The following is a 12,637-nucleotide window of genomic DNA, read 5'->3' on the forward strand; positions in this document are numbered from 1 at the left end:
AGCGGGCTTGCCCGCGAAGAGGCCGGCATGAACAAAACACCTCGCCACTGACGACCAAAAAAAACCCGGCACCAGAGCCGGGTTTTTCACTACCGGCGATCATCCTACAACGGCGTCGGCTCATCCGCCGGCGGCACATCATCGTCTGCCGCCGGGTCCTTCCAGTCTTCCGGCCGATCGGCAGCACTCAACGGATCGCGCCCGGGACTCATGCCCGGTGGCGCATCGTGATCGGCCAGTGTCGGCTCATCCGTGCCGGGCACCGGACGGGTCGGATCGGTCGGCAGCACACCACCTTGAAACAGCAAATCATTAGCCATGACACACCTCACCAAGGAGGTCCGGAAAACCCGGGCCATACCGCTTGGAAGCAGGCCTGCGCAGGCCGTGCCATCGAGCAGACCAACGGCAATCAGCCCTGCGCACTGAAACGGTCGCGGCTGTTGGTCAGGTGCAGCCACATCGCCGCGCGCGCTGCGTCCGGGTCCTGGCGCTTGATCGCATTCAGGATCGCTTCGTGCTCCAGATGCGCCAACTGCCCTAGCTTGCTCAGATCCGCCGCCCCACGCTCGGCCGCGTTGAGCCGCTGACGCGGAATCATCGCGCTGCCCAGATGCTGCATGATTTCGCTGAAGCAGACGTTGCCGGTGGCTTCGGCGATCAGCAGATGAAAACGTCGATCCGCCTCGACGCAACTGTCGTTGCTGTCCAGCAGACGCTGATAGTCATCCAGCGCCTGGCGCATGTGCAGCAATTGCTGTTCGCTGCGCCGTTGCGCGGCCAATGCGGCGGCCTGAGTTTCCAGGCCCATGCGCAATTCAAGAATGCTGCGCACGCCGAGCGCGGTGTCGACATTCAGGCGCAAGCCCTGCTCGGCAGCGCGTTCGATGACGAAAGTGCCGATGCCGTGCCGCGTTTCCACCAGCCCTGACGCCTGCAACTTGGAAATCGCCTCGCGCACCACCGTGCGACTGACGCCGTGCTCCTGAACGATAGCGTTCTCCGACGGCAGCTTGTCGCCGGGCGACATCTGGCCGAGCAGGATGCTCTGGGTGAGTTTCTCCACCAGATCATGGGCGAGGTTGTGCGCACGTTTGGGCGCGGGTGCGTCGAGGTCTTCTTGCATGATCAATTCCGGTCATCGGGGCTTGCGGATCGTAGCACTGCGCGGTGGCTGACGAGATTGATTTTAGTCCTGGAACTGCCACCTACTTGTATGACAACACTCAAGAAAGCAGGAAATATGGGATTTCCGACAGACACAGGAACAAAGGCGGATAGCAGTTTCCTTAACACTGACAACCAGCCAAACCTCCATAAAACCCCGACAAACGTGGACCATCTGACAAAAAAGCAATAAAAAACCTGCCCGCCAGAAAAATTAATCGCCACACCCCACTTGTAGGACAAAAAATCTCAGTTGTATGATGTCTAGCAACAACGCAGCACCCAGCCCTACCCCGCATAAAAATAATCAGTGGGAGAAAACCAAGTGAAAACCTCCGTCTCCGGGATCAACGAGGGCGTCGATTCGACACTCGCGTCCGCCATCTCGAAAGTGAAACGCCACGTCCTGCCGCTCTTCGTGATCATGTTCATCGTCAATTACATTGACCGGGTGAACATCGGTTTCGTCCGCACTCACATGGAACATGACCTGGGCATCGGGGCGGCCGCCTACGGCTTCGGCGCCGGTCTGTTTTTCATCGGTTACGCGCTGTTCGAAGTGCCGTCCAACATGCTCCTGCAAAAAGTCGGCGCGCGTATCTGGCTGACCCGCATCATGCTCACCTGGGGCCTGGTCGCCGCCGGCATGGCATTCATCCAGAACGAAGCGCACTTTTACATCCTGCGCTTTCTGCTTGGCGTGGCCGAGGCCGGATTCTTTCCCGGGGTGATCTACTACTTCACTCGCTGGCTACCCGGCGCCGAACGCGGCAAGGCCATCGCGATTTTCCTCAGTGGTTCGGCGGTGGCCTCGTTGATCTCCGGCCCATTGTCCGGCCTGCTGTTGCAGATCAACGGCCTGGGCATGCACGGCTGGCAATGGATGTATTTCATCGAGGGGATGTTCTCGGTCGGGCTGTGCGTGTTCGTCTGGTTCTGGCTCGACGCCAAACCTCACGACGCGAAATGGCTGACCCGCGCGGAGCAAGACGCATTGGTCAGCGCCATCGATGACGAACAGAAGGCCCGCGAAGCCGCGACGCCGATCCGCCCATCAATGGGCAAACTGCTCAAGGACCGGCAGATCATTCTGTTCTGCCTGATCTACTTTTTTATCCAACTGACCATCTACGCCGCGACGTTCTGGTTGCCAAGCATCATCAAGAAAATGGGCGAGATGAGCGATTTCCAGGTCGGGCTGTTCAACTCGATTCCGTGGCTGCTGTCGATCATCGGCATGTACGCCTTCGCTGCCTTCTCGGCCAAGTGGAAGCATCAGCAGGCCTGGGTCGCCACCGCGTTGTTGATCGCCGCGGCGGGGATGTTCATGTCCACCACCGGCGGGCCGATTTTTGCCTTTGTCGCGATCTGTTTTGCCGCGCTCGGCTTCAAGTCCGCCTCCTCGTTGTTCTGGCCGATTCCGCAGGCGTATCTGGATGCGCGAATCGCCGCAGCGGTGATTGCGCTGATCAACTCGGTGGGCAATCTCGGCGGCTTCGTCGCGCCGACCACCTTCGGCCTGCTGGAACAACACACCGGCTCGATTCAGGGCGGCCTCTACGGTCTGGCCGCGACCTCGATCATCGCCGCGATCATCGTCTTCGCGGCCCGCACCACGCCGAAACCCGCTGCTGACCTTGCCGTGGCCGAAGCCGCGCCGAAGCACGCCTGAATTCTGTCTGATTAGGATCAAAACCATGACTGCACACGACACCGCCAAAGCGCCGATCATCACCGACATGCAAGTGATTCCAGTGGCCGGCCACGACGGCATGCTGCTCAACCTGAGCGGCGCCCACGGGCCGTTTTTCACCCGCAATATCGTCATTCTCAAGGACAACGCCGGCCACACTGGCGTCGGTGAAGTGCCCGGTGGCGAGCGCATCCGCCAGACGCTGGAGGACGCCCGCAGCCTGGTGCTCGGCAGCACAATCGGCAACTATCAGAAGATCCTCAATCAGGTGCGCCAGACCTTCGCCGAGCGTGACGCCGGCGGCCGTGGCCTGCAGACGTTCGACCTGCGCATCACCATTCACGCAGTGACCGGACTCGAAGCCGCCCTGCTCGACTTGCTCGGGCAACACCTCGACGTGCCGGTCGCGGCGCTGCTCGGCGAAGGCCAGCAGCGCGACCAAGTGAAGATGCTCGGTTATCTGTTTTACGTCGGTGACCAGCGCGAAACCAGCCTCGCCTACCGCAGCGAACCGGACGCCGATAACGACTGGTTCCGCGTCCGTCACGAGAAGGCCATGAGCGCCGAAGCGGTGGTGCGTCTGGCCGAAGCGGCCCAGGCCAAATACGGTTTCCAGGATTTCAAACTCAAGGGCGGCGTGCTCAGCGGTGATGCGGAAATCGAAGCCGTGACGGCACTGGCCGAACGCTTTCCCGAGGCGCGTATCACCCTCGATCCGAACGGTGCCTGGTCACTGAAGGAAGCGATCCGCCTGTGCCGCGATCAGCATCACGTGCTGGCTTATGCCGAAGACCCTTGCGGTGCGGAAAACGGTTACTCCGGGCGTGAAGTCATGGCCGAATTTCGCCGCGCCACCGGGCTGAAGACGGCGACCAACATGATCGCCACCGACTGGCGCGAGATGGGCCACGCCATTCAGCTGCAGTCGGTGGACATCCCGCTGGCCGACCCGCACTTCTGGACCATGCAAGGCTCGGTACGTGTCGCGCAGTTGTGCCACGAGTGGGGACTGACCTGGGGCTCGCACTCCAACAACCACTTCGATATCTCGCTGGCGATGTTCACCCATGTCGCGGCCGCGGCACCGGGCGACATCACCGCCATCGACACGCACTGGATCTGGCAGGACGGCCAGCGCCTGACCCAGGCACCGCTGCAAATTGTCGACGGTTGCGTGCAAGTGCCGCAGAAACCGGGACTGGGGGTGGAGCTGGACATGGACCAAGTGGCCAAGGCTCATGAGCTGTACAAAGGCATGGGCCTTGGCGCACGGGATGACAGCGTGGCGATGCAGTTTTTGCTTCCGGGGTGGACATTCGATAACAAGCGGCCGTGCCTGGTGCGCTGACATTCTCAAGCTCACCGTACTTCAAATGTGGGAGCGAGCTTGCTCGCGAATGCGGTAAAACAGCTAACATTTTTGTCGTCTGACACACCGCTTTCGCGAGCAGGCTCGCTCCCACAGGGGGTCTTGTATTAACCAGAGATTTGCAGCAGCCAGTTTTTGAACGCCGTCATCGCCGCCGTCTCCGGCCGTGACTGCAAACGCGTCAGCCAATAACTGCCGGTGGTGATTTCAATCGCAAACGGCTGACGAATCACATCCGCCGCCAATTGCCGGGCGAACATCAGCGGCGGTGCCAGCGCTACGCCGCTGCCCTGCAGCGCGGCCTCCATCATCGCCAGCGACGAGTCGAACACGATGCTCTGCGGCGGCGCGGCGTGGGTCGCCAGGCCGGCGGCGTGAAACCACTGCGGCCATTCATCGGTGCGATACGAGCGCAGCAAACGCTGCTGCAACAGGTCACCCGGGGATTGCAACTGCCGGGCAATTTCCGGCACGCACAACACCGACAGTGGCGCATCGAGCAAGCGCGTGGCCTCGATGCCATGCCACGCCCCGGCACCGAAACGAATCGCGTAATCCAGTCCTTCGGCGGCGACATCGACCCGGTTGTTGTGAGTCGACAGTCGCAAATCTATGAGCGGATGTTTCGCCTGGAAGTCTGCCAGCCGTGGCAGCAGCCAACCGACCGCAAAGGTTCCGACGGCACCCACGGTCAGCATTTCCCGATACTGACCGCCGGCCAGCCGCTCAAGCATCTGCGCGATGTGATCGAACGAAGTGCTCAGAACCGGCAACAGGGTCTCCCCTTCACTGGTCAGCATCAGCCCGCGGGGCAGGCGTTTGAACAGGGTGACGCTGAGTTGCGCTTCGAGGCTTTTGACCTGATGGCTCACCGCCGCCTGGGTCACGCATAACTCCACGGCGGCGCGGGTGAAGCTCAAATGCCGCGCCGAGGCTTCGAACGCGCGCAATGCATTGAGCGGCAGTTGAGGTCGAATCATGCCCATTCCCAAATTTTTCTAATGGCTCATGCGAGATTTCATCGTTTGTCGATCATCGCCGGACTGCCTAAATTGACGACGCTGATCAGTCGCCCAACAAGAAGATCGCCCGCAGTGTAGCGGGATATCACCCTCAACACTCATGGAGAGTGGGTCACACATGTCCTTCATCAACCCGAGCAAAGTCAATATCTGCAGCGCATTTGGCGTGATTTTCGCTGCTACCACGTGCATGGCCGCCACACCCAGCGACGAGCAATTGCAAGCCCTGATTAATAAAGCCGTCGCCCCGGTGATGCAGCAACAACAGGTTCCGGGCCTGGCCGTGGCTGTCACCGTCCACGGCCAACCGCATTACTTTAATTACGGCGTCGCCGCCAAGGATACCGGGCAGAAAGTCAGCGAAAACACCCTGTTCGAAATCGGCTCGGTGAGCAAAACCTTCGCCGCGACCCTGGCGGGCTATGCGCAGGCGACGGGCAAACTGGACCTGTCGACCAAGGCCAGCCAGATCTGGCCAGAACTCAAGGGCAGCGCCTTCGATGGCATCAGCGTGCTGCAACTGGGCACCTACAGCGCCGGCGGCCTGCCGCTGCAATTCCCTGACCCGTGGGATTCGTCGGACAAGATGCTCGGCTACTACCAACAATGGAAACCGAGCTTCCCGGCTGGCAGCCAGCGTCTGTATTCCAACCCCAGCCTGGGCCTGTTCGGTTATCTGGCCGCCAAGACCCTTGGCCAGCCCTATGATCAGGCGATGAGTGAAACCCTGCTGCCGAAACTCGGCCTGCAACACACCTACCTGCAAGTGCCGAAAGCGCAAATGAGCCTGTACGCGCAGGGCTACGACAAGAACAACCAACCGGTGCGCGTCACCCCGGGCGCGATGGATGCGCAAGCCTATGGCGTGAAAACCAGCGCCGCCGACATGCTGCGTTACGTTCAGGCCAACCTGAAACCGGCAAGCCTCGATACTCCGCTGCAACAAGCCATCGCCAACACCCACACCGGTTACTACACCGTCGGCGACATGACCCAAGGCCTGGGTTGGGAAATGTACCGTTACCCGATCAGCCTCGACCGCTTGCTGGCCGGTAACAGTACGGAAATGGCCATGCAGCCGCACAAGGTGAAGTGGCTCAACCCGCCGCAACCGCAGGCGGATAATGTGCTGCTGAACAAAACCGGGTCTACGGGTGGCTTTGGCAGTTACGTGGCGTTTGTGCCGTCGAAGGATGTCGGCGTGGTGATTCTGGCGAACAAGAACTTTCCGATTCCGGAGCGGGTGAAGATTGCTCACACGATCCTCAGCGCTTTGACCGACTGAAAATCAAATGATCGCCGCCTGCGGCAGCTCCTGCACCGGCCCCATGTAGGAGCTGCCGCAGGCTGCGATCTTTTTGGCGGGCAATAAAAATGGGCGACCTGTAGTGGTCGCCCATTTTTTTGATTCAGGCCATGCCGTCAATCATCCGGCATTTCCGGTGGTTTGCTCGGTTTCGCCGGTTTGCTCGCCTTGGCGCCCTTCTCGCCTTTCTTGGCTGCCGGTTCGGCGGTGGTGGCCTTGGTTTCAGCGACCGTTGGTGCGCTGATTTCCTTTTCGCTGGCCGGCAGTGCATCGACGGTATCGAAGATTTTCTTCAGGTCCACCGATTTCGCTTCATCGCCCGAGGCCGAGAGTTTGGTCTCGCCGTCCTTGCCCAACAGGAACACTTTCGGGTACGCCCCGGCGCCCAGCTTCAGCGAGCGCAACAGGGCCATGGTGTCCTGCTGGCCAAGGTCTTTGCCGTCGAGCTGACCGGCCATATTGAGGATGGTGTAGACCTTGATGTTGCGGTCAGTCACACCTTTCTTGTTCGCCGGATCTTCCAGCGACTTTTTCAACCCCACCCACACGGGGTCGACGGTGCTTTGTGCGATCACGATCAACGGTCGGGCCCGACCCATATCCCCGGCTATGGGCGAATCGTTGTCAGCGGCGAACAAGGGACCGGCAATCGCCAGCAAGAGTGTCAGGGTCAGAGACCTGATGAGCATGCGCATCTCCTTTTGATATCCACGCTCTAATGATTGCGCATCGCGGCGATTGTTCCGGGGTCGTGCCCGGCAAATATGTTTCGCCTTGTCAGAAGCTTAGGTCAGCCGCGTCATTGCGCAACCGCATCGGCGTAATCGTGACGCGGATTTGATTACGTTTTGTGAGCGCATTAGGCTGGCTGTTCCGCCCATGAAAAGGAGTTCAGCCCATGCACATCGACTACCTGTGTGATCACCCGCATTTGATTGAGGAACTGGCCGAACTCAATTTCAACGAATGGGGCGAATTCCGTGACGGCGATACCCTTGAGGCTCGTACCGAGCGGATGCGCGCCGCCTGCGGCAAGGGTGCGGTTCCCAGCGTGGTGGTGGCCATTGAAGACGAAAGATTGCTCGGCGGCGCGCTGCTGATCGACAGCGACATGAAGATCCGCCCGCAACTGACGCCGTGGCTGGCGGGGGTTTATGTGAAGGCCGAGGAGCGTGGACGCGGGATTGCTTCGCAACTGGTCAAACGTATTGTTGAAGAAGCGGCGGCGTTGGGTGTGCAAGAGTTGTATCTGTACACCGACGCCGCGCAATCGCTGTATGCGGGGTTGGGTTGGGAGGTGGTCGAGGATCTGGTCTACGAGGATTTGCCGGTGACCGTCATGAAATTCAACATCCTTCATACCGCAGCGTAGGAGCTGCCGCAGGCTGCGATCTTTTGATCTTGATCGTAAAAACGAAGATCAAAAGATCGCAGCCTTCGGCAGCTCCTACATCAGAACGCCAGTTTATAGCCGATCAACAGCAACATGGTCGCCAGACACGGGCGCAGCAATTCATCGGAAATGCGCCCGGTCAGGTGGCTGCCCAGCCAGATGCCCGGCAGCGAACCCATCAGCAGGAAACCCAGCACGCCCCAATCCATGTTGCCCATGCTCGCATGGCCCAGACCTGCAACCAGGGTCAGCGGCACGGCGTGGGCGATTTCGGTGCCGACCAGGCGCCGTGTTGGCAGCAGTGGATAGAGAATGAACAACGCGACCGTGCCGAGGGCGCCAGCGCCGATCGAGGTCAGGGCGACCATGGTGCCGAGGATCAGACCGGTGATCACCGTCATTACGTTCAGGCGCGCGCCGCTCGGGTTGTAGTTGCCGCCCGCACGGTTATGGGCGAATTCGAGCAGGCGCTTCTTGAACAGAATCGCCAGCGCGGTGGCGAACAATACCCAGCCCAAGGCTTGCTTGATGATCGCGTTCATCGCCTCGGGCGCGGTGTGCAGACTGCTGAGAAACCACAAGGTCAGGGCGACTGCCGGCACGCTGCCAAGGGTCAGCCAACCGGTGATCGCCCAATCGATGTTGTTGTTCTTCTTGTGAACCAGCACGCCACTGGATTTGGTGATGGCCGCGTACAACAGGTCAGTGCCCACCGCGGTTGCCGGGTTGATACCGAACCACAGCAGGATCGGCGTCATCAACGAACCGCCGCCGACACCGGTCATGCCGACAATAAAACCCACCACCAGCCCGGCGATGACCAGGCCGAAATTTGCCAATTCCATTAAGACGTCCAGAAAAACGACAGGAAAAATCTGGCCCGCAGCATAGCGATTTTTCATATAACCACATATATCGATGCGGTCTATCGTTATGCCCGATTCCTACATCTAACACCGTAGGAGCTGCCGGAGGCTGCGATCTTTTGATCTTGATTAAAAGACAAAATCAAAAGATCGCAGCCTCCGGCAGTTCCTACAGTGGAGGTGTGGTTCAGTGCTGGCGCCGGCCCGGTTTGAAACTGTGATGCCGGTTGATCCACACCGTCGCCAGCGCAATCAGCGACAGGATCAACAGCGCCCACGGAAACGACATTGCCCCCGCTTGATCCAGCAGCAACCCGCCAAACAGGCCGCCGCCGGCAATTGCCACGTTCCAGGACGTGGTGAGCATTGCCTGCACCACGTCCACATGCTCGCCGGCCGAATCCGCCGCAGCCGTCAGCAGCAACGTTGCCGAGCCGCCGAATGACAGGCCCCACACCGCCATGCAGGTGTAGATCAGCCACGGCGACGGAGACATCAACGCCAGCACCAGTGCAGTCACGGCAAACACCGCGAGGCTGATCAGGGTCAGCCAGCGCAGCCAGCGATCCACCAGCACGCCGATGATCCAGATTCCGACCAGCGAACACAGACCAAACACCAGCAGCACCAGATCGACACGCTCGGCCAGCCCGGCCTGCATCAGGAAAGGCGCAATGTAGGTGTAAAGAATGTTGTGCCCGAGCATCCAGGTCAGCACCACGAACAGCACCGGCCGCACGCCCGGCAGGCGCAATGACTGCAGCAACGGCAGGCGCTCGGCGCTGGTCTGACCCGGACGATCAGGCACCGCCAGTACAATCCACGCCGCCAGCACCAATGCCAGCGCCGACATGATCCCGAACGACGCGCGCCAGCCGATCAGGGTACCCAGCCACGTCCCCGCCGGGGTACCCAGCGACAGCGCCACCGGGGTACCCAGCATCGCGATTGCCAGCGCCCGCCCCTGCTGGTGCACCGGCACGATCCCGCGGGCGTAACCGGCCATGATGCCCCACGACAGTCCTGCGGCCATCCCGGCGAGAAACCGCGACGCGAGGGTCAGGCCGAAATGGCTGGAGAACGTGGTGACGGTGTTGAACAGCAGGAAACCGCCGACCGTCATCAGCAGCACCCGGCGCCGTGGCCAGCCCCGGGTGGCCACGGTCAACGGAATCGCCGCGACAATCGAACCCAGCGCATACAGCGTCACCAGTTGCCCGGCGAGCACTTCACTGACGCCGAGCCCGGCGCCGATCTGCGGCAGCAGCCCGGCCGGCAGAGTTTCGGTGAGGATGGCGATGAAGCCGGTCATGGCGAACGCCAGTAACGCGGCGTACGGCAGTTTTTCTGTACGGGCGACGCGGTCGATGCGGTTGAAGTCGGTGCTTGCGGAGTCGGTCATGACAGGTGCAGCTCCCTTTTGAGCTAATTTTTATTTGAAACTGTATACAACTTACACCACCAACCCCTGTAGGAGCTGCCGCAGGCTGCGATCTTTTGACTTTGTTTTTTAAGATCCAGGTCAAAAGATCGCAGCCTGCGGCAGCTCCTACAGGGTTCACTGCACCGGGAGGAAATTCAGGAACAGCAGGCTCTGCGCGTAATTCAGGCCAATACGCCGGTAACGCTCGTCGAGCATCTGCGTCAGCAAGTCGAGCCGCGCGACGATCTTGCCGAATTCGGTGGCGAAGCTCAGGTTGCTGCCCTCCTCCGAGATTTCATTGGAGAACAGCAGCGGCTGGCCTTCCTTGTTCTGGCGCTGGGCCAGGATCCACGTGGCTTTCTCGATATTACGCGCGGCGTTGTGGACGAAGGTCGGGTTGATTGCGTCGGTCATGTAGAACTCGACGCGGTTGCCATGAGCGGTGACCAGCATGCTACCGATGGCATAGATGAAGGCGCCGACCCGATCCCCGAGAAACTCCGGACTCATCGCATAGCTGAGCGCCGCCAGATCCTTGCGCCCGCCCAGCACCGGCAACGGTTGCTGCTGCTCGACCGCCAGGCGCACCTGTTTCACCGCGGTGTTGATGTCGAGGAACCCCGATTTGCGCAGTTCTTCCGGGTTGCGCAAATACAGCTTGCCCATCAACCGATAAAGACTGTTGAGGTTGTCGCGCATCGCTAATGTGGCCATGCGGTCGACGCTGGTCTGCAGGAATTCCTGCGGTTGACCGTCACGCATCTGAGCGATGAACCCGTTGCCGGTCTGGTGCGTGCAACCGCTGACAAACAGCGATGACAAACAGGCCAGCAGCAGACACGGGCGGCGAACAAATCGGATGATCGGGTGAAAAGCTCTCGGCATGAATTCTCGAACGGGCACATTCCTGCGCGGCGGGCGTCGCCGCATCCTGGCCAAGGATAGAGCCGGCAATTGCAAAAAAGTGCAGTGGCGGATCTGCCCGGTTGATTGGCGGCGAATGAGCGCCAAGCTAATTAGTCAGTCTTTATTTTTGAAATACACGATTAATCAGCTATAAATCTTTTCCACACGCGAAAATAGATTGACTAATTCCGTGTAGGAGCTGCCGAAGGCTGCGATCTTTTGATCTTGATCCTGAAAAACAAAAGTCAAAAGATCGTCCGAACGCGGCCCGAGCCTGCGGCAGCTCCTACAGGGGAATTGTGGTGTTTTCAAAACAACAACAAAAAGGAAGGTCAACCATGCTTCAATCCCGACACCTGCTCTCCGGCCTCGGACTGTCCCTGATGATCGCCACCCTCTCCGCCAACGCCGCCGGCCTGACCGCCGAACACAAAGCCTTTGGCAAAACCAATGACGGCACACCCGTCGAGCAATACATCCTGCGCAACAGCCACGGCATGCAGGCGACCGTCATCACCTACGGCGCCACCTTGCAATCGCTGCTAGTACCGGACAAGCACGGCAAAGCCGCTGACGTGGTGCTCGGTTTCGACGACGTGCAGGGTTACCAGAAAGGCAGGGCGTATTTCGGCGCGACCATCGGCCGTTTCGGCAATCGCCTGGCCGAGGGTGCATTCGAACTCGACGGCAAGCGCTATCAAGTGCCGCAGAACGACAAGTCCAACGCCTTGCATGGCGGTACTCAGGGTTTCGACAAGAAAGTCTGGAAAGCGCAGGAAACCAAGGACAAGGATTCCGTCGGCGTGACCCTCACCTATCTGTCGGCGGACGGTGAAATGGGCTTCCCCGGCAATCTCACCACCGAAGTGACCTATCGCCTGACCGACAGCAACGAGTTGCGCATCGACTACAAGGCCAGCACCGATAAACCGACGGTGCTGAACCTGACCAACCACAGCTACTTCAACCTCGCCGGCGCCGGCAATGGTGACATCCTCAAGCAGGTTGCCACTTTGCACGCCAGCCATTACACCCCGGTCACCGGCAAACTGATCCCGACCGGCGAACTGGCGCCCGTGGCCGGCACGCCGATGGATTTCACCCAGCCCACTGCCATCGGCACCCACATCAAGGCTGATCACCCGCAGCTGAAATTCGCCGAACCGAAACAGGGCGGCTTTGATTTCAACTGGGTGCTGGACACAAAAGGTGATGTGAGCAAAGTTGCCGCCGAGGTCAGTGATCCGCAATCCGGACGGCATCTGCAGCTGTTCACCAGCGAGCCGGGCGTGCAGTTCTACACCAGCAACTTCCTCGACGGCACGGTCAAAGGCAAGGGCGGCAAGGTCTATCCGCACTGGGGCGCGTTTACCCTGGAAACGCAGCACTATCCGGATGCGCCGAATCAGCCGGACTTCCCAAGTACGCGTCTCGATCCGGGGCAGACTTACAACCACAGCGTGGTGTTGAAGTTCTCCGCTAAATAGCACCG

12 protein-coding genes are annotated in these 12,637 nt (G+C 60.1%); 5 read left to right on the forward strand and 7 right to left on the reverse strand.

Features of this window, described 5'->3' with window-relative positions:
* Window positions 1-104: 104 nt before the first annotated feature.
* On the reverse strand, window positions 105-320 hold the full coding sequence (locus tag KVQ82_RS19525) for a hypothetical protein (RefSeq protein ID WP_222015276.1): 216 nt from the start codon (window positions 318-320) through the stop codon (window positions 105-107).
* Between the two features lie 92 nt (window positions 321-412).
* Window positions 413-1,126 (reverse strand): FadR/GntR family transcriptional regulator, encoded by a 714-nt coding sequence (locus tag KVQ82_RS19530; protein ID WP_041074082.1) that lies wholly within the window; start codon window positions 1,124-1,126, stop codon window positions 413-415.
* A gap of 366 nt (window positions 1,127-1,492) precedes the next feature.
* Here KVQ82_RS19530 and KVQ82_RS19535 point away from each other — a divergent pair, with 366 nt between their 5' ends.
* Both KVQ82_RS19535 and gudD read left to right on the forward strand, forming a co-directional pair.
* Window positions 1,493-2,839 carry an MFS transporter gene (locus KVQ82_RS19535; RefSeq protein ID WP_222015278.1) on the forward strand — a complete coding sequence of 449 codons (1,347 nt, stop codon included), beginning with the start codon at window positions 1,493-1,495 and terminating at the stop codon, window positions 2,837-2,839.
* A gap of 25 nt (window positions 2,840-2,864) precedes the next feature.
* Entirely contained in the window at window positions 2,865-4,208 is a 1,344-nt protein-coding gene (gene gudD / locus KVQ82_RS19540; protein WP_222015279.1) for a glucarate dehydratase, read from the forward strand.
* Between the two features lie 128 nt (window positions 4,209-4,336).
* Here the strand turns inward: gudD and KVQ82_RS19545 are convergent, their stop codons facing one another.
* Window positions 4,337-5,209, reverse strand: a complete 873-nt coding sequence (locus KVQ82_RS19545; protein WP_222015280.1) for a LysR family transcriptional regulator — start codon at window positions 5,207-5,209, stop codon at window positions 4,337-4,339.
* Window positions 5,210-5,369: 160 nt separating this feature from the next.
* Between KVQ82_RS19545 and ampC the strand changes: the two genes are divergently transcribed.
* Window positions 5,370-6,536, forward strand: coding sequence for a class C beta-lactamase (gene ampC / locus KVQ82_RS19550; RefSeq protein ID WP_222015283.1), 1,167 nt, complete (start codon window positions 5,370-5,372; stop codon window positions 6,534-6,536).
* 137 nt (window positions 6,537-6,673) lie between these two features.
* Here ampC and KVQ82_RS19555 read toward each other — a convergent pair whose 3' ends face one another.
* Entirely contained in the window at window positions 6,674-7,246 is a 573-nt protein-coding gene (locus tag KVQ82_RS19555; RefSeq protein WP_041074073.1) for a DUF4174 domain-containing protein, read from the reverse strand.
* A 209-nt stretch (window positions 7,247-7,455) separates the two neighbouring features.
* Between KVQ82_RS19555 and KVQ82_RS19560 the strand changes: the two genes are divergently transcribed.
* Window positions 7,456-7,929 carry a GNAT family N-acetyltransferase gene (locus tag KVQ82_RS19560; RefSeq protein ID WP_222015284.1) on the forward strand — a complete coding sequence of 158 codons (474 nt, stop codon included), beginning with the start codon at window positions 7,456-7,458 and terminating at the stop codon, window positions 7,927-7,929.
* 80 nt (window positions 7,930-8,009) lie between these two features.
* On the opposite strand, the gene KVQ82_RS19565 is transcribed toward KVQ82_RS19560, so the two are convergent.
* The 3 genes from KVQ82_RS19565 to KVQ82_RS19575 form a co-directional block, all read right to left on the reverse strand.
* Window positions 8,010-8,795, reverse strand: a complete 786-nt coding sequence (locus tag KVQ82_RS19565; RefSeq protein ID WP_041074069.1) for a sulfite exporter TauE/SafE family protein — start codon at window positions 8,793-8,795, stop codon at window positions 8,010-8,012.
* A 208-nt stretch (window positions 8,796-9,003) separates the two neighbouring features.
* Complete coding sequence (locus KVQ82_RS19570; RefSeq protein WP_222015286.1) at window positions 9,004-10,218, reverse strand: MFS transporter; 1,215 nt, start codon at window positions 10,216-10,218, stop codon at window positions 9,004-9,006.
* A 156-nt stretch (window positions 10,219-10,374) separates the two neighbouring features.
* A complete protein-coding gene (locus KVQ82_RS19575) occupies window positions 10,375-11,124 on the reverse strand; it encodes a hypothetical protein (RefSeq protein ID WP_047291528.1) in 750 nt (249 codons plus the stop codon).
* A 359-nt stretch (window positions 11,125-11,483) separates the two neighbouring features.
* Between KVQ82_RS19575 and KVQ82_RS19580 the strand changes: the two genes are divergently transcribed.
* Window positions 11,484-12,632 carry an aldose epimerase family protein gene (locus KVQ82_RS19580; RefSeq protein ID WP_222015288.1) on the forward strand — a complete coding sequence of 383 codons (1,149 nt, stop codon included), beginning with the start codon at window positions 11,484-11,486 and terminating at the stop codon, window positions 12,630-12,632.
* Window positions 12,633-12,637 lie beyond the last annotated feature (5 nt).

The organism is Pseudomonas sp. AO-1, from assembly GCF_019775695.1.
GTDB classification, from domain to species: domain Bacteria; phylum Pseudomonadota; class Gammaproteobacteria; order Pseudomonadales; family Pseudomonadaceae; genus Aquipseudomonas; species Aquipseudomonas parakoreensis.